Annotated in this window: 21 protein-coding genes and 1 pseudogene; 15 read left to right on the forward strand and 7 right to left on the reverse strand. The window is 65.1% G+C overall.

The genetic code is table 11. The features are described from left to right. Window positions 1–10: 10 nt before the first annotated feature. The 3 genes from fabF to IVA78_RS18495 all read right to left on the reverse strand — a co-directional run bounded on the left by fabF (window position 11) and on the right by IVA78_RS18495 (window position 3,209). Window positions 11–1,273: a beta-ketoacyl-ACP synthase II gene (gene fabF, locus IVA78_RS18485; RefSeq protein WP_247279661.1), complete on the reverse strand. Its 1,263-nt coding sequence runs from the start codon at window positions 1,271–1,273 to the stop codon at window positions 11–13. Window position 1,274: 1 nt separating this feature from the next. After that, the gene (locus IVA78_RS18490; RefSeq protein WP_247279662.1) at window positions 1,275–1,790 is read right to left on the reverse strand and encodes a helix-turn-helix domain-containing protein; all 516 of its coding nucleotides are present in this window, start codon (window positions 1,788–1,790) and stop codon (window positions 1,275–1,277) included. Between the two features lie 411 nt (window positions 1,791–2,201). Continuing rightward, window positions 2,202–3,209, reverse strand: coding sequence for a polyprenyl synthetase family protein (locus IVA78_RS18495; RefSeq protein WP_247279663.1), 1,008 nt, complete (start codon window positions 3,207–3,209; stop codon window positions 2,202–2,204). Between the two features lie 132 nt (window positions 3,210–3,341). On the opposite strand from IVA78_RS18495, the gene IVA78_RS18500 reads away from it, so the two are divergent. The 6 genes from IVA78_RS18500 to glyS all read left to right on the forward strand — a co-directional run bounded on the left by IVA78_RS18500 (window position 3,342) and on the right by glyS (window position 8,986). Continuing rightward, window positions 3,342–3,569: a DUF2007 domain-containing protein gene (locus IVA78_RS18500; RefSeq protein ID WP_247279664.1), complete on the forward strand. Its 228-nt coding sequence runs from the start codon at window positions 3,342–3,344 to the stop codon at window positions 3,567–3,569. Beyond that, window positions 3,562–4,329 (forward strand): methyltransferase, encoded by a 768-nt coding sequence (locus IVA78_RS18505; protein WP_247279665.1) that lies wholly within the window; start codon window positions 3,562–3,564, stop codon window positions 4,327–4,329. The genes IVA78_RS18500 and IVA78_RS18505 overlap by 8 nt, the downstream gene beginning before the upstream one ends. A 214-nt stretch (window positions 4,330–4,543) precedes the next feature. Further along, on the forward strand, window positions 4,544–5,452 hold the full coding sequence (locus tag IVA78_RS18510; RefSeq protein WP_247279666.1) for a S49 family peptidase: 909 nt from the start codon (window positions 4,544–4,546) through the stop codon (window positions 5,450–5,452). A gap of 105 nt (window positions 5,453–5,557) precedes the next feature. Continuing rightward, window positions 5,558–5,749, forward strand: a complete 192-nt coding sequence (locus IVA78_RS18515; RefSeq protein ID WP_247279667.1) for a hypothetical protein — start codon at window positions 5,558–5,560, stop codon at window positions 5,747–5,749. A gap of 199 nt (window positions 5,750–5,948) precedes the next feature. Next, window positions 5,949–6,887 (forward strand): glycine--tRNA ligase subunit alpha, encoded by a 939-nt coding sequence (locus IVA78_RS18520; RefSeq protein WP_247279668.1) that lies wholly within the window; start codon window positions 5,949–5,951, stop codon window positions 6,885–6,887. After that, window positions 6,887–8,986, forward strand: coding sequence for a glycine--tRNA ligase subunit beta (gene glyS / locus IVA78_RS18525; protein ID WP_247279669.1), 2,100 nt, complete (start codon window positions 6,887–6,889; stop codon window positions 8,984–8,986). The genes IVA78_RS18520 and glyS overlap by 1 nt, the downstream gene beginning before the upstream one ends. A gap of 267 nt (window positions 8,987–9,253) precedes the next feature. Here the strand turns inward: glyS and IVA78_RS18530 are convergent, their stop codons facing one another. Beyond that, complete coding sequence (locus IVA78_RS18530) at window positions 9,254–9,607, reverse strand: DUF1236 domain-containing protein (RefSeq protein WP_247279670.1); 354 nt, start codon at window positions 9,605–9,607, stop codon at window positions 9,254–9,256. A 223-nt stretch (window positions 9,608–9,830) separates the two neighbouring features. On the opposite strand from IVA78_RS18530, the gene IVA78_RS18535 reads away from it, so the two are divergent. From IVA78_RS18535 to IVA78_RS18545, 3 genes are all read left to right on the forward strand, one after another. Then, window positions 9,831–9,986: a DUF3096 domain-containing protein gene (locus IVA78_RS18535; protein ID WP_008562090.1), complete on the forward strand. Its 156-nt coding sequence runs from the start codon at window positions 9,831–9,833 to the stop codon at window positions 9,984–9,986. A 96-nt stretch (window positions 9,987–10,082) separates the two neighbouring features. Next, on the forward strand, window positions 10,083–13,022 hold the full coding sequence (gene ppdK / locus IVA78_RS18540) for a pyruvate, phosphate dikinase (RefSeq protein WP_247466894.1): 2,940 nt from the start codon (window positions 10,083–10,085) through the stop codon (window positions 13,020–13,022). Between the two features lie 590 nt (window positions 13,023–13,612). Further along, window positions 13,613–15,061, forward strand: a complete 1,449-nt coding sequence (locus IVA78_RS18545; protein ID WP_247280298.1) for a cell wall hydrolase — start codon at window positions 13,613–13,615, stop codon at window positions 15,059–15,061. A 40-nt stretch (window positions 15,062–15,101) separates the two neighbouring features. Here IVA78_RS18545 and nadC read toward each other — a convergent pair whose 3' ends face one another. From nadC to nadA, 3 genes are all read right to left on the reverse strand, one after another. Next, the gene (nadC, locus tag IVA78_RS18550; RefSeq protein WP_247280299.1) at window positions 15,102–15,980 is read right to left on the reverse strand and encodes a carboxylating nicotinate-nucleotide diphosphorylase; all 879 of its coding nucleotides are present in this window, start codon (window positions 15,978–15,980) and stop codon (window positions 15,102–15,104) included. Window positions 15,981–15,990: 10 nt separating this feature from the next. Next, complete coding sequence (locus IVA78_RS18555; RefSeq protein ID WP_247466898.1) at window positions 15,991–17,598, reverse strand: L-aspartate oxidase; 1,608 nt, start codon at window positions 17,596–17,598, stop codon at window positions 15,991–15,993. Between the two features lie 153 nt (window positions 17,599–17,751). Next, window positions 17,752–18,897 carry a quinolinate synthase NadA gene (gene nadA / locus IVA78_RS18560; RefSeq protein ID WP_247280301.1) on the reverse strand — a complete coding sequence of 382 codons (1,146 nt, stop codon included), beginning with the start codon at window positions 18,895–18,897 and terminating at the stop codon, window positions 17,752–17,754. A gap of 317 nt (window positions 18,898–19,214) precedes the next feature. Between nadA and IVA78_RS18565 the strand changes: the two genes are divergently transcribed. The 6 genes and pseudogenes from IVA78_RS18565 to IVA78_RS18590 all read left to right on the forward strand — a co-directional run bounded on the left by IVA78_RS18565 (window position 19,215) and on the right by IVA78_RS18590 (window position 25,197). Continuing rightward, entirely contained in the window at window positions 19,215–20,468 is a 1,254-nt protein-coding gene (locus IVA78_RS18565) for an MFS transporter (protein ID WP_247418045.1), read from the forward strand. A 41-nt stretch (window positions 20,469–20,509) separates the two neighbouring features. After that, window positions 20,510–21,496 carry an MDR family oxidoreductase gene (locus tag IVA78_RS18570; protein WP_247280303.1) on the forward strand — a complete coding sequence of 329 codons (987 nt, stop codon included), beginning with the start codon at window positions 20,510–20,512 and terminating at the stop codon, window positions 21,494–21,496. A gap of 115 nt (window positions 21,497–21,611) precedes the next feature. Then, window positions 21,612–22,211 carry a hypothetical protein gene (locus tag IVA78_RS18575; protein WP_247280304.1) on the forward strand — a complete coding sequence of 200 codons (600 nt, stop codon included), beginning with the start codon at window positions 21,612–21,614 and terminating at the stop codon, window positions 22,209–22,211. Window positions 22,212–22,372: 161 nt separating this feature from the next. Beyond that, window positions 22,373–22,618 (forward strand): hypothetical protein, encoded by a 246-nt coding sequence (locus IVA78_RS18580; protein WP_247280305.1) that lies wholly within the window; start codon window positions 22,373–22,375, stop codon window positions 22,616–22,618. Between the two features lie 43 nt (window positions 22,619–22,661). Beyond that, window positions 22,662–23,162, forward strand: a pseudogene (locus IVA78_RS18585) (methyl-accepting chemotaxis protein); the annotation flags it as partial. A 346-nt stretch (window positions 23,163–23,508) separates the two neighbouring features. After that, entirely contained in the window at window positions 23,509–25,197 is a 1,689-nt protein-coding gene (locus tag IVA78_RS18590; RefSeq protein WP_247280306.1) for a methyl-accepting chemotaxis protein, read from the forward strand. Window positions 25,198–25,280 lie beyond the last annotated feature (83 nt).

A 25,280-nucleotide genomic window follows, 5' to 3' on the forward strand; every position in this document is an offset into this window, starting at 1 on the left:
GGCCCCTCGTTTAGCCCATCCGGCGGAAGATCACGCTGGCATTGACCCCGCCAAATCCGAAGCCGTTCGAGATGGCGCTCTGGATCGGCATCGGCCGCGCTGCGCCGGCGACGATGTCGATGCCGTCAGCGCCAGGATCCGGGTTTTCGAGATTAAGCGTCGGCGGCGCGATCTGGTCGCGTAAAGCCAGCACGGTGAAGATCGCCTCCAACCCGCCGGCGGCGCCGAGCAGATGGCCGGTGGCCGATTTGGTCGCGCTCACGGCAATGCCGCGGTCACGGCCGAACAGCGCGGCGATGGCGCCAAGCTCGCTCTCGTCGCCGGCGGGCGTCGATGTCGCATGGGCGTTGAGGTGCTGCACATCCGAGGGCGCAAGGTTCGCCTGCCGAAGCGCGATCTCCATGGCGCGGCGGGCGCCATCACCGTCGGGCGGCCCTGAGGTCATGTGATAGGCATCCGCCGTCGTGCCATAGCCGACGATCTCCGCGATCGGCGCCGCGCCGCGCGCCAGCGCATGCTCCAGTTCCTCGATCACTAGGATGCCGGCGCCTTCGCCCATCACAAAACCGTCGCGGTCGCGATCGAACGGGCGCGAGGCGCGTGCAGGCTCATCGTTGAAGCCGCTCGACAGCGCACGTGCCGCAGCAAAGCCACCGAGGCTGACGATATCGATACAGGCCTCCGCACCGCCGCAGATTGCGACGTCGATCTCGTCGGCGCGAATCATGCGCGCGGCATCGCCGATCGCCTGGACCCCGGCCGCGCAGGCGGTGACGGGCGTGCCCAGCGGTCCCTTGTAGCCGTATCTGATCGAGACGTGGCCAGCGGCGAGATTGGCGAGGAACGAGGGGATCGTGAAGGGCGAGAGCCGGCGCGCGCCGCGCTGCTCCGTGATGCGCACCGCCTCTGCGATCGCCGGAAAGCCGCCGACGCCGGAAGCGATGATCGTCGCAGTCCGCGCCAGCGCCGCGGCGTCCTGCGGCATCCATTTGGCTTGCGACACTGCTTCTGCGGTGGCGAGCAGCGCGAACAGGATGAAGCGGTCCATCTTGCGCTGGTCTTTTGGCGCAGCCGCCTGTGCGGGATCGAAGCCGGCTTCGGCGTCATCGCCCTTGTCGGGCACGAGTCCGGCGATGTGCGCCGGCAGTACCTGCGCCCATTCGGGCAGAGGGCGCAGCCCGCTTTGACTGGCCAGCAGCCGGCGCCAAGACCGCTCGACACCGCAGCCAAGCGGCGACACCGCGCCCATTCCCGTCACGACGATACGACGCATGTCAGTCTCCAGACGGCGCGACGGCCGGGTTCATGGCCTTGAGTGAAGCGAGTCGTTTGCGCATCCCGCGGCTGGCGCGTGGACCTGCGATGACGACTGCATTGGTGAGCGTGATCGGACGCAGGTCGGCGGCATCGACGACGACAGGATCGAACGGGCGGATCTCGTCGCGGCTCGCCAGCCGGATGGCTTCGCCCTCTGGAGCGAGATGCTTGTTGCCCCAGGCGAGCAGCGCCACGATCACGGGAAAGAAATCCCGCGCCTTGTCCGTCAGCGCATATTCGTAGCGCGGCGGCCGCTCATGATAGCGGCGGCGAACAAACATGCCGTTCTCGGTGAGATGGGCGAGCCGCCGCGACAGGATGTTCGGCGCGATCCCGAGGCTTTGCGAAAACTCGTCGAATTTCGTCGCGCCCTGAAAGGCATCGCGCAGGATCAAAATGCTCCACCATTCGCCAACCGTCTGCACGGCGCGGCCGACAGGGCATTCCAGGATGGAGGAAGATTTGGGCTGCATGGCAGGAAGGTAAGTGAGTGACTTGCAAAAAGCAAGTGACTGGAGCGGGCAGCAGCAGGCGCGAGCAGTGTAAGTGATATGATGGTTCGGTGGGGGAGACAGCGCGTCTGGTAGGAATGTGCGGTGGGCACTTGCCGGACCGCGCTCGTGCTTCGGACGCAGCGCAGCGCCTCTTGGCGGTGCGCTGCGGAGCCGGGACCCATCTAGCTGCGCGTGCCGCGTGAGTCCCGGCTCTGCGCGGCCCCGCGAAGAGCGTTGCAGCGCGTCCGGGACACGGGAGGGAGTGCGATGCTGCCTAACGCTCCGTCATTGGGAGCGGAGCGAAGCAATCCAGATCGCCACCGCGGAAGGATTTCGGATTGCTTCGCTGAGTTCGCAATGACGAGTGGAAAGCGCGTCAGGCTGTCACGCTTAATGTGATCGCGCCAGACAGAACGCCACGACCTGTTCCAGCGCGCTCTTCATCGGCGAGGACGGGAACAGTGCCAGCGCGTCCACGGCCATGGCGCCGTAGTGCTGGGCGCGGCTCAGCGTGTCCTCCAGCGCGCGGTGCTTGTTCATCAGGCCGATGGCGTGGTCGAGATCGGAATCGCCGATGTCGCCGCGCTCCAGTGCCCGAATCCAGAAGGCGCGCTCGGTGTCGTTGCCGCGGCGGAAGGCGAGCACCACCGGCAGCGTGATCTTGCCTTCGCGGAAATCGTCGCCGGTGTTCTTGCCGAGCTTGGCGCTCTTGCCGCCATAGTCGAGCACGTCGTCGACGAGCTGGAAGGCGATGCCGAGATTCATGCCGACCGAGCGGCAGGCGGTCTGCTCCGCCTTCGGGCGGTTGGCGATCACGGGGCCGACCTCGCAGGCGGCGGCGAACAGCTCGGCCGTCTTGCCGCGGATCACGGCGAGATATTCGTCCTCGGTGGTCGCGGTGTTCTTGGCCGCGGCGAGCTGCATCACCTCGCCCTCGGCGATGGTCGCGGCGGCCGCAGAGAGGATGTCCAGCGCGCGCAGCGAGCCGACCTCGACCATCATGCGGAAGGCTTGGCCGAGCAGGAAGTCGCCGACCAGCACGCTCGCCTCGTTGCCCCAGAGCATGCGCGCCGACAGCTTGCCTCGGCGCATCTCGCTTTCGTCGACGACGTCGTCGTGGAGCAGGGTCGCGGTATGCATGAACTCGACGGAGGCGGCGAGCTTGATGTGGCCGTCGCCGGTGTAGCCGGCGAGGTTGGCCATGGCGAGCGTCAGCATCGGCCGCAGGCGTTTTCCCCCGGAGGAGATCAAATGATTGGCGACCTCCGGGATCATGGTCACATCCGAACCGGTCCGCGACAGAATCGTGGCGTTGACGCGCTCCATGTCACCGGCGACAAGGGCAACCAGCTCTTCGATCGACGCGCCGGGAGTTTCGAAAGGTACGATGACGGCCACGCCGGTCTCCAATATTTGCCCCGGAAGGGCTATTCTGATGGAAAGACAATAGAAACTGGTGGCGGATGCGGCAAGTGCCGCGGAACCATTGACATTTGCCGCTTCCCTCTTTTTCAGGCAGGAGACCTGCGTTTGCGTGAACTGGTTCGGACCAACGACATGGTGCTGGTGTCAGCGATCGGCGCGCTGCTCGACGGTGCCAATATCCATCATCTGGTGCTTGACCAGAACATGAGCATCATCGAGGGCTCGCTCGGCATTTTGCCGCGGCGGATCCTGGTCCATGAGGATGACGCCCTCGAGGCCCGCCAGCTTCTCACCGCGGCCGGGCTCAGCCACGAATTGCGCGGCGATGATTGAGGCCGCAGCTGATATCACCGAGGACACCTTTCTCGGCGGGCAGTTGCGCCTGAAGCAGAAGCGATCCGGCCATCGCGCCGGACACGACGCCATCCTGCTTGCGGCGGCGACCGCGGCCAAGGCGGGCGATCGCGTGATCGATCTCGGCGCCGGCATCGGTACGGCGGGCCTCGCGCTTGCCAGGCGCGTGGCTGGATTGCGGCTCGGCCTGGTCGAGATCGATCCGGTGCTGGCAGAGCTTGCGCGGTCCAATGCGGCGGCGAATGGAATTGCCGCCGAGACGATCGTGCTCGACGTCACTGCCGATGCACAGGCGTTTGCGGCAAATGGGCTCGTGCCCGACAGCGTCGACGTGGTGCTGATGAACCCGCCTTTCAACGATCCGGTTCGGCATCGCGGCTCGCCGGACCAGGCGCGTCACACCGCCCATGTCGCGAGGGACGAGACACTGAATGCATGGGTGTATGCGGCGCGGCGCATCCTCCGATCGAACGGCGTGCTGACGTTGATCTGGCGTGCAGATGGGATCGCCGACGTCCTGGCAGCGCTGTCACGGGGCTTCGGCAGTCTCTCGATCCTGCCGGTTCACGGCGAGGCGGGACGGCCCGCGATCCGGGTGCTGGTGCGCGCGGTGAAAGGCGGCCGGGCGCCGGCGCGAGTGCTGCCGGGGCTCATGCTCAACGACGAGTCGGGCGTGCCTGAAAAAGAGGTGAAGGAGATTCTGGAGGGGAGGGCGGTCTTGCCGCTGGCGGAGCCGTGATTGCTTATTGCGGAAGCGATTCCGACTGCTGTTCCTGCGGCGTCGTCAGGCGGATCGCCATGAACAGCGCACCGATCAGCAGCATCAGCAAATAGATTTTCATGGCGTTCTCCGCTGCCTCATTGCAGCCTCCCAACGGGAAATCTGCAAAACACGTTCCAGGCACTTCCAATGACAGTCGCGTGATAAAAAATGGTTAAACAGAGGTAACGGCATGGCCGAACATTTGAACGATCGTGAGAGTTCCGGCCTGGCCGACAAGCTCATGCAATATCTGCCGGCGCGTTTCCGGCCCGGCACGCCAATTGTGCCCGTGGTGCGGCTGTCCGGCGTGATCGGCGCAGTGACGCCGCTGCGCCCCGGCATGACGCTCGCGGGCGTAGCGCGCGTGCTGGAGCGGGCGTTTTCACATCGCAACGCCAAGGCGGTGGCCTTGGTGATCAATTCGCCTGGCGGCTCGCCGGTGCAGTCGCGCCAGATCTACCTGCGCATCAAGCAGCTCGCGGCGGAGAAGAAGCTGCCCGTGCTGGTCTTCGTCGAGGACGTCGCCGCCTCAGGCGGCTACATGATCGCCTGTGCCGGCGATGAGATCATCTGCGATCCCTCTTCGATCCTCGGTTCGATCGGCGTGGTCGGTGGCAGTTTTGGTTTCCAGGAGGCTATCAAGCGGCTCGGCGTCGAGCGGCGCCTCTACACCGCCGGGGCCCATAAGGCGATGCTCGATCCGTTCCTCCCGGAAAATCCTGATGACGTGGCGAAGCTGAAGGCGATCCAGCGTGAGATCCACCAGATCTTCATTGCCCTGGTAAAGGACAGCCGCGGCGGACGCCTGAGGGGCACCGACGACACCCTGTTCACGGGCGAATATTGGGCGGGCGAGAGCGCGGTCGCGCTAGGGCTCGCCGACAGCATCGGCGATCTCCGCTCAACTCTTCGTGCCCGCTACGGCGAGAAGGTTCTCACCCCTGTGATCGCGCAGCCGACCGGTCTGTTGTCCGGTCTTCTGGGCCGGAAATCGCCCGGGGCGGGTCAGCTTTCGGCGCTGGAAACAATGGCCGGTCTGCCTGATGAGCTGATCTCGGCGGTCGAGACGCGGGCGATTTGGGCGAAATTCGGGTTCTAGGGCTCGCACTCCCGCGCCATTTGGCCCCTCTGCCCTCCGATTGCGGCGCAGGTCCATCTGCGCAACAATGCGCGTGGGGGCTGAGCACTAGACAAGGATCGACCGATGCCGCCGTTCGTCGCTTTCGCGGGCGTGCTGGGCGGGCTTGCCGTGGTCCGCTGGGCCTACAAGACCGCTGTCCGGATCAACCAGGAGCTGGAGGAGATGCGCTTGTCGCGCGTCACCGAAGCCGCCCATATGGGGGACATCCAGACGCTGAAACGTGACCCCGTGACCGGAGCTTACCGCCCGGGGTAGTTGCGCCATTCGTCATGCCCGGGCTTCTCCCGGGCATCCACGTTCTTCGTGCCGCGCCAAACATTCGTGGATGGCAGGGACAGCTCGGCTATGACGGAGAACTGGGCTGCTTTCCCGCCCCCTTCGCCTTGATTCCCATCCCCGCCGCCGATACGGTCCCGCGCGATTCAAAACCCCCCCGCGAGAGCCTGATCTGACGATGGACGCCTCCTTGCCCGCCCATATGCGCCCGGAACGCTCGTTCCAGGGCTTCATCCTCGCGCTCCAGCGGTTCTGGGCCGAGCAGGGCTGCGTGATCCTGCAGCCCTACGACATGGAGATGGGCGCGGGCACCTTTCATCCGGCGACCACCCTGCGCGCGCTCGGGCCAAAGCCGTGGAACGCGGCCTATGTGCAGCCCTCGCGCCGGCCCAAGGACGGTCGCTACGGCGAGAACCCGAACCGGATGCAGCACTACTACCAGTTCCAGGTGATCATGAAGCCGTCGCCGCCGAACCTTCAGGAGCTGTACCTGAAGTCGCTCGCCGCGATCGGCATCGATTCCGCCGTGCACGACATCCGCTTCGTCGAGGACGATTGGGAGAGCCCGACGCTGGGCGCCTGGGGCCTCGGGTGGGAATGCTGGTGCGACGGTATGGAAGTCAGCCAGTTCACCTATTTCCAGCAGGTCGCGGGCTTCGAATGCGCGCCGGTGGCGGGCGAGCTCACCTACGGGCTCGAGCGCCTCGCGATGTATGTGCAGGGCGTCGATCGCGTCTACGACCTCAACTTCAACGGCCGCGATGGCGACGCCAGGGTCACCTATGGCGACGTCTTCCTGCAAGCCGAGCAGGAATATTCGCGGCACAACTTTGAACATGCCGACACCGCGATGCTGTTCGAGCAGTTCAGGATGGCCGAAGCGGCCTGCAGGAAATATCTCGACGCCGGCTGGCGCGAAGGCGACAACAGCAGGCAGCATCTGATGGCACTGCCGGCCTATGACCAGTGCATCAGGGCGAGCCACGTCTTCAATCTGCTCGATGCGCGCGGCGTGATCTCCGTGACCGAGCGGCAGAGCTACATTCTGCGCGTGCGCGAGCTGGCCAAGGCCTGTGGCGAAGCCTGGATCCATACTGAAGCGGGCGGAGCGGCCTGATGCCCGATCTTTTGCTTGAACTGTTCTCGGAAGAAATCCCCGCGCGCATGCAGGCCAAGGCGGCCGACGATCTGCGCCGCATGGTCACCGACAGGCTGGTCGCCGAAGGCCTCGTCTACGAGGGCGCAAGGGCTTTCGCGACGCCGCGCCGCCTCGCGCTCACCGTGCACGGCATCCCTGCGCGCCAGCCTGACCTCAAGACCGAACGCCGCGGACCGAAGATCGGCGCACCCGATGCGGCCGTGCAGGGCTTTCTGAAAGCGACCGGTTTGAATTCGCTCGACGAAGCCAAAATCCAACGGGATCCGAAGGGCGACTTCTATATTGCGCTGATCGAGAAGCCCGGCAGCGCCGCGATCGACGTGCTCGCGGAAATCCTGCCGGTGATCATCCGCACCTTCCCCTGGCCGAAAGCGATGCGCTGGGGCGCGCGCTCCGGCAAACCCGGATCGCTGAACTGGGTGCGTCCGCTGCACGCAATCACCGCGACTTTCGGGCTCGAGACGGAACAGCCCGACGTCGTGAAGTTCTCGGTGGACGGCATCGAGGCCGGCCAAACCACTTACGGCCATCGCTTCCTCGCACCTGCGGCGATTTCCGTGCGTCGTTTCGAGGACTACGAGGCTAAACTTCTCGCCGCAAAAGTCGTGCTCGACCCTGAGCGCCGCAAGGATGCGATCCTCACCGACGCCAAGCAGCTCGCCTTCGCGCAAGGGTTCGAGCTCGTCGAGGACCAGAACCTGCTCGACGAGGTCGCCGGCCTCGTCGAATGGCCGGTCGTGCTGATGGGCTCGTTCGAGCCGGAATTCTTGACGACGCCCGCGGAAGTCATCCGCGCCACGATCCGCAACAACCAGAAGTGCTTCGTGGTGCGCGATCCCAAGACGGGCGAGCTCGCCAATAAGTTCATCCTCGTTGCCAACATCGAGGCGACCGACGGCGGCAAGACCATCATCGCCGGCAACGAGCGGGTCATCCGCGCGCGGCTCAGTGATGCGAAGTTCTTCTATGAAACGGATCTGAAGACCAAGCTCGAGGAGCGGCTGCCGAAATTCGAGCAGATCGTGTTCCACGAGAAGCTCGGCACGCAGGCCGCGCGAATCAAGCGCATCGAGCGCCTGGCGGCCGAGATCGCGCCGCTGGTCGGCGCCGACGTTGGCAAGGCAACGCGCGCCGCGCATCTGGCCAAGGCGGATCTGCTGACCGAAGTCGTCGGCGAATTCCCCGAGGTGCAGGGATTGATGGGCAAGTATTATGCGTTGGCGCAGGGCGAGGACGCTTCGGTCGCGGCCGCCTGCGAGGAGCACTACAAGCCGCAAGGACCTGCCGATCGCGTACCGTCCGATCCGGTCAGCGTTGCTGTGGCGCTCGCCGATAAGCTCGATACGCTCGTTGGCTTTTGGGCCATCGACGAGAAGCCGACGGGGAGCAAGGATCCGTATGCGCTGCGGAGAGCTGCCCTCGGGGTGATCCGGTTGATTGCCGAGAACGCGCTGCGTTTGTCGGTCATGAAGGTGGCGGCGTCCGCACTCGCCGGTTTGTCGGTTAAGCCGGCCGATGCGCAAAAGCTTCCGATAGACCTGCTCGCCTTCTTCGCCGACCGCCTCAAGGTCCAGCTCCGCGAGCAGGGCGCGCGTCACGATCTCGTCGATGCCGTGTTCGCGCTCGGCGGCCAGGACGATCTTCTGATGATCGTGCGCCGAGTCGAGGCGCTGGGCAGGTTTCTCGACACTGACGACGGCAAGAACCTGCTGGCCGGCACCAAGCGCGCCAGCAACATCCTCTCGATCGAGGAGAAGAAGGACAAGCGTACGTTCGACGGCGCGCCGGATGCTGCGCTCTACAGCCTCGATGAAGAGAAGGCGCTGGCGAAAGCGATCGGCGAGGTCAAGGCGGAAGCGAGCGCCGCCGTCGCCAAGGAAGACTTTGCCGCGGCCATGAGCACTCTGGCGAAATTGCGTCCGCCTGTGGATTCGTTCTTCGACAAGGTTCGCGTCAATGACGACGATGCGAAGGTGCGCGAGAATCGGTTGAAGCTGCTGAACGAGATTCGCAGCGCCACACGGGCGGTGGCGGATTTCTCGAAGATTCAGGATTGAGGCTCGTGCCCGGACGCTGCGCAGCGCGCCGCCCTTCGCGGAGTGATGCGCTGCAGAGCCGGCCCCATGTCGCCGCGCGCTTGGGGCTTCCGGGTCCGGGTCGCGCTTCGCTTGCTCGGGACACGAGCGCAACAGGAGCCCGCAAAAAAGTGCCCCGCCCGGCGGGGGGAGGACCGGGCGGGGCCTGATGTCCGATTTAACACTGCTCGCGCCAGCCTGATGTGGCGCGCCGGACATCTAGTCGATCTCAGGTAGTCGATCTCAGTCTCAGTCCAGCACCTCGACGATGCGACGCGAGCGCGGTTCGACCAGCACGGTCTCGCCGTTCACGACGGTGTAGCGATAGGTGGTGGCGCCGAAACGCTGCGGCACGTCATAATACGTGACGCCGCTCTCGGGTAAGGTGGCGCCCACCACCACGCGATCCGGGATGCGGAAGGGCGGCACACGTTGTTCGACGACATAGTCGCGGAAGGCCGGCCGCTGGTCGACGGCAATGCTGGGGGCACTGTCGACCACGGTAGGCGCGCGTCCCACCGTGACATCGCTTTGCGCCTGTGCCGCAAGGGGCGAGCCGATCGCAACGCCCAGCGCTGCAAGGGCAAGAATCCTGTTCCGCATGGGCAACTCCTTCGATGTGATGTTTGGCAAGCGCCAGTGGCGCAACCGGTGGCCAATGCATGCGACTTCGCAATGTTCCGGGAAAAGGCCTGCCGTATCCGCGGCAATTTCGGGCAGTTTTCGAGAAGCCGGGAACTCGCATTGGCTTTCCGCGTCTCTACTCGCGGAACCGGGGCCGCTATGATCCGCCCGCGATTCGTCCACCTCCACAGAAAGATAATTCATGCACATCACCGTCGCCCACATTTCGCCGATCCTGTCGTTGATTGCGGGCGTGCTCATCCTGATCATGCCGCGACTCCTGAATCTTATCGTCGCGATCTTTCTCATCGTGAATGGCGCGATCGGGCTTGGGCTCCTGAAGTGGCTCCGCTTCTAGGCGTTCACTTTTCGGAACTCTCCGACTTGCGCGGGCCCGCCCAAAGTGGTGTAAGGCCCGCGATTTCCCATTCCTCTCGCAGGTTGTGTGCAAGCTATGGCCAAAGCCGCCTCGAAGCCCAAGAAAGTGCCAGCGAAAATCCCAGCGAAATCAAAGTCCTCCACTGCCGCAAAGGCCGCGCCGCGGGCCCGCAAGGCGCTGGCCAAGAGCACGCCGAAGCCGGTCGCCAAGCCCGTTGCAAAGCCCGCTGCCAAGCCGGCGGCAAAGGCTGTGACCAAGGCGGCTCTGCCGAAGGTCGCTGCAAAGCCCGCACCCAAGAAGGCTACCTCCGCCAAGGCGGCGCCAGCAGCGGCCAAGGCCGGCAAATGGGTGTTCACATTCGGTGACGGCAAGGCCGAAGGCCGCTCGGAAATGCGTGACCTGCTCGGCGGCAAGGGCGCCAACCTTGCCGAGATGGCCAATCTGGGCCTGCCGGTACCTCCGGGCTTCACCATCCCGACCTCGGTCTGCACCTACTTCTACGCACACGACAAGACCTATCCGAAGGAACTGCAGTCGCAGGTTGAGAAGGCGCTGGAGCATGTCGGCAAGTTGACCGGCAAGGTGTTCGGCGACATCAAGAACCCGCTGCTCGTCTCCGTGCGTTCCGGCGCGCGCGCCTCGATGCCGGGCATGATGGACACCGTGCTCAATCTCGGCCTCAACGACCAGACCGTGGAAGCGCTGGCCGAGTTGTCGGGTGACCGCCGCTTTGCCTATGACAGCTATCGCCGCTTCATCACCATGTATTCGGACGTGGTGCTCGGCTTCGAGCATCATCATTTCGAGGAAATCCTCGACACCTTCAAGGACAGCCAGGGTTACACGCTCGATACCGATCTGTCCGCGGACGACTGGGTCGAGCTGGTCGGCAAGTACAAGGACGCGGTCGCGCGCGAGACTGGCAAGGAATTCCCGCAGGATCCGCACGACCAGCTCTGGGGCGCGATCGGTGCGGTGTTTTCCTCCTGGATGAACGCGCGCGCGGTGACCTACCGCAAGCTGCACGACATTCCGGAATCCTGGGGCACCGCGGTCAACGTGCAGGCCATGGTGTTCGGCAACATGGGCGATACCTCCGCGACCGGCGTTGCCTTCACGCGCAATCCCTCGACCGGCGAAAGCAAGCTCTACGGCGAATTCCTGATCAACGCGCAAGGCGAGGACGTGGTGGCGGGTATCCGCACGCCGCAGGACATCACCGAGGAGGCGCGGAAGGAATCGGGCTCCGACAGGGCGTCGATGGAATCGGCGATGCCGGAGGCCTTCAAGGAGCTGACGCGGATCTACACGCTGCTCGAGAAGCACTACCGCGACATGCAGGACATGGAGTTCACGGTCGAGCAGGGCAAGCTCTGGATGCTCCAGACCCGCAGCGGCAAGCGCACTGCGAAAGCGGCGCTGCGCATCGCGGTCGAGCTGGCCAATGAAGGCCTGATTTCGAAAAAGGAAGCGGTGACCCGGATCGATCCAGCCTCGCTCGATCAGCTGTTGCATCCGACCATCGATCCCAACGCCAAGCGCGACGTGATCGCGACCGGCCTGCCGGCCTCGCCGGGAGCAGCCTCCGGCGAGATCGTGTTCTCCTCGGACGAGGCGGCCAAGCTCCAGGCCGATGGACGCAAGGTGATCCTGGTCCGGATCGAGACCAGCCCGGAAGACATCCACGGCATGCACGCCGCCGAAGGCATCTTGACCACGCGCGGCGGCATGACCTCGCACGCGGCGGTGGTCGCGCGCGGCATGGGCAAGCCCTGCGTCTCCGGCTGCGGCACCATCCGCGTCGATTACGGCCGCGGTACCATGAGCATCGGCTCGCGCACCTTCAAGACCGGCGACGTCATCACCATTGATGGTTCGCTCGGCCAGGTGCTCGCCGGCCGCATGCCGATGATCGAGCCGGAGCTGTCCGGCGAGTTCGGCACGTTGATGAACTGGGCCGACCAGGTCCGCAAGATCGGCGTGCGCGTCAATGCCGATACGCCCGAGGATGCCCGCACCGCGATCAAGTTCGGCGCCGAGGGCATCGGCCTGTGCCGCACCGAGCACATGTTCTTCGAGGAGACGCGCATCCGCACGGTGCGCGAAATGATCCTCTCCGAAGACGAGCAGGCACGCCGTGCCGCGCTCGCCAAGCTGCTGCCGATGCAGCGCGCCGACTTCGTCGAGCTGTTCGAGATCATGAAGGGTCTTCCCGTCACGGTCCGCCTGCTTGATCCGCCGCTGCACGAGTTCCTGCCGCACACCCATGCCGAGGTCGAGGAAGTGGCGCGCGCCATGAACACTGATCCGCGGCGCCTGGCCGACCGCGCCCGCGAGCTCTCGGAGTTCAATCCGATGCTCGGCTTCCGCGGCTGCCGCATCGCGATCGCCTATCCTGAAATCGCCGAGATGCAGGCGCGCGCAATCTTCGAGGCCGCGGTCGAGGCGCAGAAGCGCACCGGCAAGGCCGTCGGTCTCGAGGTGATGGTCCCGCTGATTGCGACAAAGGCCGAGCTCGACCTCGTCAAGGCGCGGATCGATGCGACTGCGCAGGCGGTGATGCGCGAGACCAATACGAAGATCGCCTATCAAGTCGGCACCATGATCGAGCTGCCGCGCGCCTGTCTGCTCGCGGCCGAGATCGCGGAAAGCGCCGAGTTCTTCTCGTTCGGCACCAACGATCTCACGCAGACGACGTACGGCATCAGCCGCGACGACGCGGCGAGCTTCCTCGGTCCCTACGTGGCGAAGGGCATCCTCTCGGTCGATCCCTTCATCGCGCTTGATCAAGAGGGCGTCGGTGAGCTCGTCAAGATCGGCGTCGCGCGCGGCCGCAAGACGCGGGCCTCGCTCAAGGTCGGCATCTGCGGCGAGCACGGCGGCGATCCCGCCTCCGTCGCCTTCTGCCACACGATCGGCCTCGACTACGTCTCCTGCTCGCCCTACCGCGTGCCGATCGCCCGCCTGGCTGCGGCGCAAGCCGCGCTCGGCAAGGCAATCGCGAGCCAGGCGTAAGCAGCATCGATATGCTGGAATGAAAGAGGCGGGGGCCCCAACCCCGCCTCTTTGCGTGATGCTGTATCCCTACCGTCATTGCGAGCGCAGCGAAGCAATCCAGAATCTTTCCCCGGAGGCAGACTGGATTGCTTCGCTGCGCTCGCAATGACGAGCTTGCGGGACGCGTTCGCCGCACTCCCTGTCATCGCCCGGCTTGACCGGGCGATCCAATACGCCGAGACGGTCGTGATGAATCGAGACGACGCGGCGTACTGGATGCCCCGCTTTCGCGAAGCATGACACCCGTGATGGGGAACGCTTTGCGCAAACGCCAAACAGCATAATGATCGCGCGTCCCGTATTGATACATGTGCGCAAGAGTTCCTTCACCATTCGCGTTGACCGGTTGTTTACCCCCTGACGTGACGACGCATTTACCACCGCGCGCGATCGCCCCGTGAAAACACCCGTGTTTGCTTGAGTGTGCCGTGCGCGCCACGTCGATTAACGCACCGGCAACCTAAATTGGATACTTACAATCAAGATCGAATTGCACGGATGTACTGACGTTCGATCGGAACTGGCGTAAGCGTAGCGTGAGCGTATCGATGTCACTGTTGCGTAACCATCCGAAGGGCGCGCGGTTCGCGTCCTTCGGCATCGGTCTCTGCATCTTCGCATTGATGCCGAGAGAGACCGGCTATCAGGACATTGCCTCGCTGCTGGCGCGCCAACCGGGCGTCGCCGAGCGTTGGCAGAAGCAGGTGTATTCCGCGGCGTCCTCGATCCAGCTCGCCACCTACAGTTTTTCCCGGCCGATCGGCACCTCGGTTCCGCAGAGCGCAATGGTTCGCCTCGCCAGCATCGATGGTCGCGACGTCACGGGTGCGATCAGCCGCAATCCGGCGCTGCAGACGCCGCCGCACTACCAGGCCGCCGATTTTCCAAAGGTCGATCGCTCGATGAAGGGTGATCGCCTCGCGATCATGACCCCGACGACACCTCCCGAGGCCGCTGCGCCGCCGGCAGTGCCCGCGCAGGAAAATCCCGCGACCTCGAACAGCTCGGTATTCGGTGCCAAGACCGCCGCGTTACCGCCGCCGATGTCGCCGGAGTCCGCGGCCGCGCTCGATCCCGAGCTCCAGGAAGCGCTCCGTGCACCGCCGCTGCCGCAATATACCAATGCGCCGCAGGCGAGCGATGCCGCGCGCGCGATCGCGGTGCAGCCGCTGGAAGCGCTGAAGCGGGCCACGGCGCCGGCCGCCCCGGCGCGCGATCCCTTCAGCGTCAAGACGTCGAACCTGTTCTTCGGCAGCTCCTCGCTCGGCGGTAGTCTCGAGAGCATCGAGAGCTGGCAGCCCGGGGCCGAGCCGCTGATCGTAATGCCTGATCCCGATATGAAGGTGACGGCCTCGCTGTCGCCGCCGACAGCCGAGATCGCCAAGGACATCGAGAGCGGCGAGAGCGTCGCCCCGAAGGGCGAGGTCAACGCCGACAACCAGCGCGCCAGATCGCCCGCGGAGCGGCTCGCGCTCGACGACAAGTCGCGCGCCAAGTCCGAGAAGTGTCTCGCCGAAGCGGTCTATTTCGAATCGCGCGGCGAGGCCGTGCGCGGCCAGATGGCGGTCGCGCAGGTCGTGATGAACCGCGTGTTCTCGGGAAAATATCCCGACACCGTGTGCGGCGTGGTCTATCAGAACAAGTACCGCCACCTCGCCTGCCAGTTCACCTTCGCCTGCGACAACAACGCCGACGTGATCCGCGAGCCCGAGATGTGGGAGCGCGCCAAGAAGATTTCGAAGGCGATGCTCGATGGCCAGATCTGGCTGCCCGAGGTCGGCAAGTCCACGCACTACCATGCCTATTGGGTGCGCCCGTCCTGGGTCGCCGAGATGAAGAAGATGTACAAGACCGGCGTGCACACCTTCTACCGTCCGCGCGCCTGGGGCGATGGCAGCGAGGAGCCAAGCTGGGGCACGCCCGCGCAGACCGCAGCGCTTTCCGCCGCGCTTGCGCAGGAAGCCAAGAGTTCCGCGGAGATGGGCGAGCGGCGGTAGTTTTCTTGCCTCGCCCGCTTGCGGGGAGAGGCAAGGACCATCACGCCTCGATATCCAGCGCACAGTCGAAATTCGGCGCCGAGTGCGTCAGCGCGCCGGCCGAGGCGTAGTCGACGCCGGTGGCGGCGATCGCCGCGATCGAGTCCAGTGTGACGCCGCCGGACGCTTCCAGCTTGAGGCGGCCCTCGTTGATCCGCGCCGCCTCGCGCAACGTCGCGGTATCCATGTTGTCGAGCAGCACCGCGTCGGCCATTCCGGTGGCCAGTACCTCGCGCAGTTGCGCAAGCGTGTCCACCTCGATCTCGATCTTGACGAGATGGCCGGCATGAGCGCGGGCGCGCTCCAGCACGGGGCGGATGCCGCCGGCGACCGCGATGTGATTGTCCTTGATCAGGATCGCATCGTCGAGGCCGAAGCGGTGATTGAAACCGCCGCCGCAGCGCACGGCGTACTTTTCCAGCGCCCGCAATCCCGGCGTGGTCTTTCGCGTGCAGCAGATGCGCATCCGCGTGCCTTCGGTGCGCGCGACATAGTCGGCCGTCAGCGTCGCGATACCCGACAGGCGGCCGACGAAGTTCAGTGCGGTCCGCTCCGACGTGAGAATGGCGCGCGCGGGCCCTGAGATCGTCAACACCTGCTGCCCCCGGGCAACCCGTGCCGCGTCGCGGACATGCGCACGCACGTCGATGTCGGGCGAGAGCTTTTGCAGCGTCGCCAGCGCCAGCGGCAATCCGGCGATCACGCCGGACTGGCGGGCGACCAGGATCGCCTGCGCCGTCGTTGCTTCCGGAATCGTTGCCAGCGAGGTGACGTCGCCGGCGCGACCGAGATCTTCGTCGAGTGCGCGCTGCACGGCCTCGTCAATTGCGAGGGGCGAGAGAAAGGCGTCGGGATAGAGCAGCGAGGTTGCGGTGATCATGAGAGCTCCGTCAGGCCATGATGGGTTGCGCGGTGGGTGGCATCGGGCGATCGGCGAGGCCGTCGGCCACTTCGCGCACAGCGTCGAGCGTGGTCATCGTTCGTTGCGCCAGGGCAGGGACATCCGCCGGATGGTCGGCGCGGAAATGCGCGCCGCGGCTCTCGCGCCGGCTCCAGGCAGCAGCGGCTACGAGCAGCGCGGAGGTCGCCATGTTGCGCAGCGCGATGTTGCCGGCCTCGCGTTCAAGCGCGGCGAAGCTGCGGACGGCCTCCGCCAATCCGTCGGCGTCGCGGATGACGCCGACGCGTGTGTTCATCATGGCTCGCAGCCGCTTCACGGCCGTAGCCTCCGGCGCGCCGCCGCGCGGCATCACCAATGCGTCCGGAAGCCGGGCGGGCGCGGGGACGGCGCAGCCGGCGATGTCCTCGGCGATGCGCGCGGCGTAGACCACGGCCTCCAGCAACGAATTGGAAGCGAGCCGGTTGGCGCCATGCGCGCCGGTGCAGGCCACTTCGCCGCCGGCCCAGAGCCCGTCGATCGAGCTGCGGCCGCGCGCGTCCACCGCGATGCCGCCCATGTGATAGTGCGCGGCCGGCGCGATCGGGATGGCCTCTGCCGCGGGATCAATTCCGGCGGCGAGGCAGCTTGCATGCACGGTCGGAAATTTGTCGGCGAAGGGCGCACCCAGCGCCTGCCGCGCATCGAGGAAGGCACCGCGTCCGGCCGCGATTTCGGCAAAGACGCCGCGGGCGACGATGTCGCGCGGTGCGAGCTCGGCGAGCGGATGGCGCGCCGCCATAAAACGCTCGCCATTGCCGTTGATGAGCGTCGCGCCTTCGCCGCGCAGCGCCTCGGTCGCAAGCGGCGCCGGATCGCGCCCGACCCTGATGGCGGTCGGATGGAATTGCACGAATTCCGGATCGGCGATCACCGCACCGGCGCGAGCGGCGATCGCAAGGCCCGAGCCGCTGGCCTCGAGCGGATTGGTGGTGACGGCATAGAGATGCCCAAGGCCGCCGGTGGCCAGCACGATCGCGCGCGAGGCGAGGGTGATCGGCCGTGCACAGGGATGGCCGGCCTCGCGCAATTGAATGCCCGTGACGGCACCGTGCTCGGTCAACAATGCTTCGGCGACCAGACCTTCGATGATACGGATCGACGGCGTGCGGCGCACAGCTTCGCTCAAGGCCGCGATGATCGCGGCACCGGCTCCGTCGCCGCGCACATGTACGATGCGCCGGGCCGAATGTGCGGCTTCGCGTCCGACGGCGAGCTTTCCTTCCAGGTCGCGATCGAATGGGACACCAAAGGCGAGAAGATCATGGATTCGCGGCGCCGCCTCCCGCGCCATCCCAAGTGCAACGGCTTTATCGACGAGACCGCCCCCGACGGCAATCGTATCCGCGGTATGCGCTTCCGGACTATCGGCTTCGGCCACTGCCGCCGCGATGCCGCCTTGTGCCCACGCGGAGGATGCGCCCTGTCCCAGCGGCGCAGCCGAGATCAGCGTCATGGGCCGCGGCGCGAGCTTCAGCGCGCAGAACAATCCGGCAAGACCGCCGCCGACGATGACCACGTCGTCGGTGGTGCGGGTGAGATTTTCGATTCTGTCTTGCATGGTTTCTTCATTGTCGTCCTGGCCAAAGCCAGAACCCATTGCTGTTGTTGTTGCAGCAGGCCGGGACCACCAGCGTGCCAATACTCGCGTCCTGTCGGTCCCGGATCTGCGCGCGCTTGTCTCAGACGACGGGTGTGTTGCTGCTTCTCGCTCTCAATTCTTCAAATTGATCATCCGCTCGACCGAGCGCCGTGCGCGCTCCGCGAGCGCGGGATCGATCGTCACTTCCTCGCGGAGCGTCAGCAGGCTCTCCAGGATATTGGCAAGCGTGATGCGCTTCATGTGCGGGCAGAGATTGCAGGGGCGCAGCATCTCCACGTCGGGCAGCTCGGCCCGCACATTGTCGGCCATCGAGCATTCCGTGATCATCACCAGCCGCCGCGGCCGCTTGTTGCGCACCCAGCTGATCATGTGCGCGGTCGAGCCGGTGAAGTCGGCCTCCGCCAACACGTCCGGCGGGCATTCGGGATGCGCGATGATCTGCACCGAGGGATCGTCATCGCGAAGACTGCGCAGCTCTTCACCCGTGAAGCGCTCGTGCACTTCGCAGGCGCCCTTCCAGGCAATAATCTTCACGTCGGTCTTCGAGGCCACGTAGGTGGCGAGATAGCGGTCGGGCAGGAAGATCACGCTAGGCGCATTCAGGCTCTCGACCACCTGCACCGCGTTCGACGAGGTGCAGCAAATGTCGACCTCGGCCTTCACCTCGGCCGAGGTGTTGACGTAGGCAACGACCGGCACGCCAGGGAATTTCTCGCGCAGCAGGCGAACGTCTGCGCCGGTGATGCTGGCGGCCAGTGAGCAGCCTGCGCGCGAGTCCGGAATCAGCACCGTCTTGTCCGGGTTGAGCAGTTTTGACGTCTCCGCCATGAAGTGCACGCCGCACTGGACGATGATGCCGGCCTTCACCTTGGTGGCTTCGACCGCGAGCTGGAGCGAATCGCCGCCGATGTCGGCGACGCAGTGAAAGATTTCCGGGGCCTGGTAGTTGTGCGCGAGGATCACCGCGCCCCGCGCCGCCTTCAGCTCGTTGATCGCCTTGATTGTCGGCGCCATCAGCGGCCATTCGATCGGCGGGATCACCTGCTTCACGCGCTCATACAGGGATGCCGTGGCGCGCTCGACCTCCGGCGTCCAGTCCAGCGAGGGCATCGGCAGCGCAAGCCCCGGCCGGCTCGGCGCGGCGGGAGGGGAGCTGACGACATGGTCATGGACTTGATGGCCATTGATTTGGCCATTGATTTGGCCGGGCGGCCGGTTGGCGAAATCGTCGGGGCCGTAAATTCCAATGATCGGCATCGAAGCCTCCCTCGCATTGTTTATACTCAATTTGAGTATATACAGGTCCTGAATAGTCCGGCCGAGTGGCCGGAGCCTCTTATATGCTCAAACTGAGTAAATCAAGAATAGCATGCTTTACCGAAGACGCCTAGGCGCTGCCGCACACATTCCCGTCAAGTGCCCGTCAGGCGAGGCCGCGTGAATTGCAATGCTCCGGTGGCAGCTCCCCGTGGAATGCAATCGTTTTTGACTTGGGATTTTCATGCAGGTGCATTAAACCGGGCTCATTCGCGGCTGCCGATTTGCAGAACCGCCAACGACAGACGAGGACCACCATGTCGACACAGATCGGCGAGCTCGCTCCGGCCTCACGTTCCTCGAACTGGCGCACCCCGGCTGTGATCATTCTCTGCGGCTGCGCCATCGGCATGCTCGGCTTCGGTCCGCGCTCGGCGCTTGGCTTCTTCGTGCAGCCGATGAGCCATGAGTTCACCTGGGGCCGCGACGTGTTCGGCCTCGCGATCGCCGTGCAGAATCTGCTGTGGGGCTTGGGTCAGCCTCTCGCCGGGGCGGTGGCGGATCGCTTTGGCCTGTTCCGGGTGATGTGTGTCGGCGCTCTGCTCTATGCCGGCGGCCTGCTCCTGATGCGCTACTCCTCGACGCCGCTGTCACTCAACATCGGCGCCGGCGTGATGGTCGGCTTCGGTCTTGCCGGCTGCTCGTTCAACCTGGTGCTGTCGGCCTTCAGCAAGCTGCTGCCGGCCGAGAAGCGCGGCCTTGCGCTCGGCGCCGGCACCGCGGCGGGATCGTTCGGGCAATTCCTGTTCGCGCCGATCGGCGTCGCGCTGATCGACAATTTCGGCTGGCAGCAGGCGCTCTCCGTGTTCGGCTTCCTGATGCTGCTGATCATCCCGCTGTCGCTGGCGCTCTCGACGCCGCCGGTCGCAAGCACGGCAACCGCGGCGCCTGCGGATGAGCAGACCTTCACCAAGGCGCTGGCGGAAGCCTTCGGTCACCGCTCCTACGTGCTCTTGGTGCTCGGCTTCTTCACCTGCGGTTTCCAGCTCGCCTTCATCACCGTGCATCTGCCGGCCTTCCTGGTCGATCGTGGCATCTCGGCGCAAACCGGCGGCTGGGTCATCGCGGCGATCGGCCTGTTCAACATCGTGGGCTCGCTCAGCGTCGGCTACCTCCAGAACTATCTGCCCAAACGCTACATCCTCTCGACCATCTACTTCACTCGCGCGCTCGCGACCCTTGCCTTCATCTCGTTCCCGATCACGCCGTTCTCGGCGATCGCGTTCGGTGCGATCTCCGGCCTGACCTGGCTGTCGACGGTGCCGCCGACCTCGGCGCTGGTGGCGCTGATGTTCGGCACGCGCTGGCTCGCAACGCTCTATGGCTTTGCCTTCGTCAGCCATCAGGTCGGCGGCTTCCTCGGTGTCTGGCTCGGCGGCATCGTGTTCGAGCGCTTCGGTTCCTATACGCCGATCTGGTGGCTCTCGATCGTGTTCGGCGTGCTTTCTGCACTGATCAATCTTCCGATCGTGGAGAAACCGGTGACACGGGCGGTTGCGCAGCCGGCCTGATCGGCTAAACATCCTCGACAAACAAGTCAGGGAGTTTAGTCGTGGCCACGTTCAAGGCGATCCGGATCGACAAGGCGGACAAGGGCACCACCGCGCAGCTGACGCAGTTCGATGAAGCCGAGCTGATGGACGGCGACGTCACCGTGCGTGTGGAATGGTCGACGCTGAACTACAAGGACGGCCTCGCACTTACCGGCAAGGCGCCGGTGGTGCGGCGCTTCCCAATGATCGCCGGCATCGATTTCGCCGGCACGATCGAAGCGTCCTCGCATCCGCAGTGGAAGGCGGGCGACAAGGTGGTCTGCACCGGCTGGGGCATGGGCGAAACCCATCTCGGCGCCTATGCCGAGAAGGCGCGGGTGAAGGGCGACTGGCTGGTGGCGCTGCCGCAGGGCCTGTCGGCGCGCGACGCCATGGCGATCGGCACCGCCGGCTTCACAGCGATGCTGTCCGTGATCGCCCTGGAGAAACAGGGCCTCTCGCCAAAGAGTGGTCCGGTGGTGGTGACGGGCGCCGCCGGCGGCGTCGGCTCGGTTGCGACCGCCGTGCTGTCGAAGCTCGGCTATCACGTCATCGCCTCGACCGGTCGCGCCGCGGAAGCAGATTATCTGAAGCATCTGGGCGCAGCCGAAGTGATCGACCGCAACGAATTGTCGGCGCCGGCGAAGCCTCTGGCCAAGGAGCGCTGGGCGGGTGGCGTCGACAGCGTCGGCTCGACCACGCTCGCCAACCTCCTGTCGATGACGAAATACGGTGGAGCGATCGCGGCGTGCGGCCTGGCGGCCGGCATGGACCTGCCATCTTCTGTCGCGCCGTTCATTTTGCGCGGAGTGTGCCTTCTCGGCATCGATTCGGTGATGTGCCCGATCGAGCCGCGGAAAGCCGCTTGGCAGCGCCTGGCGTCCGATCTGGACCGGACAAAACTAGCTGAAATCACTCAGGAAATTCCCCTCGCCGAGGTGCCCGACTGGGGCGCGAAAATTCTGGCCGGCGCGGTTCGCGGCCGCATCGTGGTAAAAATTGTCTGACGGCGTTCAGACTTTACCAACCAAGCTGCTCCAATGTTGCCATGGTTGGTATGGTAAGCAGCGGGTAAAGAGAGATAAGGCATCGCCCGCTGCGGGGGTTGGTTCGGAGTTGAGCATGCTTGCGCGTATTGTGTTGGGGGCTGTCACGGCGGCAGCGACGTTTGCGCCGGCCATTGCCGGGAGCATGAATGCTGACGAGGCGCGCCGTTTCGTCGCCGGCAAGGTGTTCGCCTTCACCTGTTTCGACGGCACCCGCGGTGCGGGCCGCATCCTCGACGACCTCGGTGCCGCCGGCGCGGTGCAATTCTCGGGCGCGGGCCCGGTGAAGCATCTTCGTCTGCCCGGCAATACGCTCCAAATCCGCGGCCAGAACGTCTGCGCCTCGATCAAGGGGATTCCGTTCGAGCCCTGCTTCAACCTGGAAAAGACCGATGATCGCAGCTTCCGCGGCTCGGTGTCAGGCATGGGCTTCGCCTATTGCGACTTCCACCATCAGGGCGGCAATCAGATGCTAATGGCGCGCGCCGCCGCGCGTCCGCGCTCGTTGCGCAGCTCGGAGCGGACCGGTTCGATCGCTGCACCCAACACCGAAGTCGCCGCGCGGGTCGAGACGCCGCGTGTCGAGAGCGGTCGCCTCGAGCCGGTGAAGTCGGAAGCCAAGTCGGAACCCGCGAAGGCCGAGGCTCCGCTGGAGCTGCGCCGCTCGACGCAGTGAGTTGGCTGCACAGGACAGCCGCACAGTTTTTCGTTGAAGAATCGATCGAGCACGAAGCCGCCGCGCCGTAGTCATACGGACGGCGGCTTTCATGCCTTGGTAGCTGTTCGCGTCCCAGTTTGCGTACGGCCGGGGGACGCCCCGACGCAAGGGGTTCAACGATGTCGCTGTACTTCTTCCGCATCAGCACCGGTCGCTATTCCGGCGCCGCCGATCAGCCGTACGAGTTCGAGGACCGCGCAGCGGCCTGGACTGAGATGACTGAGGTTTGTGCCAATCTGCTCGGCGGCATCGCCCGCGGCCTGAAGCCGAATGCCGAGTGGCGCATGGAGCTGCTCGACGAGAACAAGCAGCCGGTCTTTCGCGTCAGCCTTGTTGGAGAGACCGTCGGATGCAAAGCTTCCTAGGCTCCGACTTCAGGTTGCAATTTACAACTATGACGAGACCTTCTTGGTCGAACTGATCAATACGATCGCGGGCCAGACCAATCTGCTCGCACTCAACGCCACAATCGAGGCGGCCCGCGCTGGCGAAGCCGGCAAGGGATTTGCAGTGGTTGCCTCCGAGGTCAAGGCGCTCGCCGAGCAGACTGCGAAGGCGACTGGCGAGATCGGGCAGCAGATAGCCAGCATCCAGTCCGCGACCGAACATTCGGTCGGTACCATCAAGGCCATCAGCGATACCATCGAGAAGCTGTCGGAAATCTCCTCGACGATTGCGGCCGCCGTGGAAGAGCAGGGCGCCGCGACGTAGGAAATTTCTCGCAACGTGCAGCAGGCGGCGGCAGGCACTCATCAGGTGTCGTCCAACATCACCGACGTGCAGCGCGCCGCAAGCGAGACCGGCTCGGTGTCTTCTCAGATCCTGTCTGCCGCGCAAATGCTGTCCGGCGACAGCAACCGTCTCAAGCTCGAAGTCGGCAAGTTTCTCGGCTCTGTGCGCGCCGGCTGACGACGTTCAATAGGCATCGCTTGCAGCCGCCGCGCGCGAACCTGCGGCGGTCGCGCGCGTGCGTATTTCGCCCTGCGACCGTTAGCCTTGGAGATGTTGCTCCATCAAGCGCGGTGCAGCGCGAGATCCGTGCAGGTGCAGCGGATGATTGCAGAAAACAACGAATGTCCGCCCGCCCGGTAGTTTTACGTAGGACGATGTTAACGCCTGCTTGCGAGGATAGAGCGCAATCTTACGGGATAAGAACCAGCCAGCATTGTTGAACTGACCTCGGCCCGGTCGTCCGTCGTGACGCCTGTGGCGCAGGTGATGTGCGCGTTGCCAGGCATCGTTGGGATTTGTTGTGATGTCGAAGTTGTCGATCGTCTTCAAGCTGCTGACCGTGTTGTCAGTCCTCGTGCTCTCGCTCGCCGGTGTCGGCGTGACGGCGATCGGCACGATGCAGAACATCAACGCCCACACCGTCGAGATTGCGCAGAGCTGGCTCCCCAGCGTGCGTGCGCTCGGCTCGATGCGCGCCGACATTAACGAGCTGCGCGTCGCACTTCGTTTGCACCTGATGCAGGATAGTGCTGAAGGCAAGGATGCCGCAGAGAAGCGCCTCGCCTCGCTCCGCGAACGCATCGAGAAGACCCGCAAGGTCTACGAGCCGCTGATCACTGCCGCCGAGGAGCGCGCGCTCTACGAACAATGGGCGAAGGCGTGGGCCGAGTATCTGAATGGCGTTCAGGAGGTGATGGCGCTGTCGCGCAAGAGCGTCGGCCGCTTCCCGACCGATGCCAACGAGCTGTTGCAGACCAAGGTCGCGAAAATGGCCCAGGCCGCCGATCCGCTGCTCCAGAAGGGTATCGAGTTGAACAATCAGGGCGCCGAGCTGGAGACCAAGCAGGCGTCCGACAGTTACGCCACGATCTTCCGCGTCCTGGTCGGCATCATTGTGTTTTCGGTCGTGATCGCGATCGGCGCCGCGTATTATCTCGTGCGCGACGTCTCTCGTGGCATTGCTTCGATCATCCGTCCGATGCAGTCGCTCGGCCAGGGCGACCTCTCGGCCGACGTGCCGCATCGCGGCGACAAGACCGAGATCGGCGCCATGGCCGATGCGCTCCAGATCTTCAAGGAGGCGCTGATCGCCAAGAAAGCCGCCGACCAGGCAGCGGCGCGCGATGCCGAAGCCAAGATCGAGCGCGGCCGCCGCGTCGATGCCATCACGCGCAATTTCGAGGCCATGATCGGCGAGGTGGTCGAGACCGTGTCATCAGCCTCGACCGAGCTCGAAGCATCGGCAGCGACGCTGACCGGCACCGCCCAGCGCGGCCAGGAGCTCGCGACCGTCGTCGCCGCCGCCTCGGAGGAAGCCTCCACCAACGTCCAGGCGGTTGCTTCCGCCTCGGAGGAGCTGTCCTCCTCCATCACCGAGATCAGCCGCCGCGTGCAGGACTCGGCGCGGATGGCCGCAGAAGCCGTCGAGCAGGCGGCGCGGACCAACGAGCGCGTCAACGCGCTGTCTCAGGCGGCCTCGCGCATCGGCGACGTCGTCGAGCTCATCAACACCATCGCGGGCCAGACCAACCTGTTGGCGCTGAACGCCACCATCGAGGCCGCACGCGCCGGCGAGGCCGGCCGCGGCTTCGCCGTCGTTGCCTCGGAAGTGAAGGCGCTCGCCGAGCAGACCGCGAAAGCCACCGGCGAGATCGGTGCGCAGGTCGCAGGGATTCAGGCCGCCACGCAGGAATCCGTCAGCGCCATCCAGGAGATCGGCGGCACCATCGAGCGTCTGTCCGAAGTCTCCGCTGCGATCGCCGCCGCGGTCGAAGAACAGGGCGCGGCCACGCAGGAGATATCGCGCAACGTCCAGCAGGCTTCGCTCGGCACCCAGGAAGTATCGTCGAACATCACCAACGTGCAGCGCGGGGCGATCGAAACCGGCTCGGCCTCGACTGAAGTGCTGTCGGCGGCGAAATCACTGGCGACCGACAGCACCCGTCTGAGGGTCGAAGTCGCGCAGTTCCTGGAGTCGGTCCGCGCGGCCTAAAAGCGGCGCAGGCTCTTGGCTCACCTCTCCCGAAGGGAGAGGTCGGATCGCATCGAAGATGCGATCCAGGTGAGGGGACCTCC

Origin of the sequence: Bradyrhizobium sp. 137 (assembly GCF_023074095.1) — a bacterium.
Classification (GTDB): Bacteria; Pseudomonadota; Alphaproteobacteria; order Rhizobiales; family Xanthobacteraceae; genus Bradyrhizobium.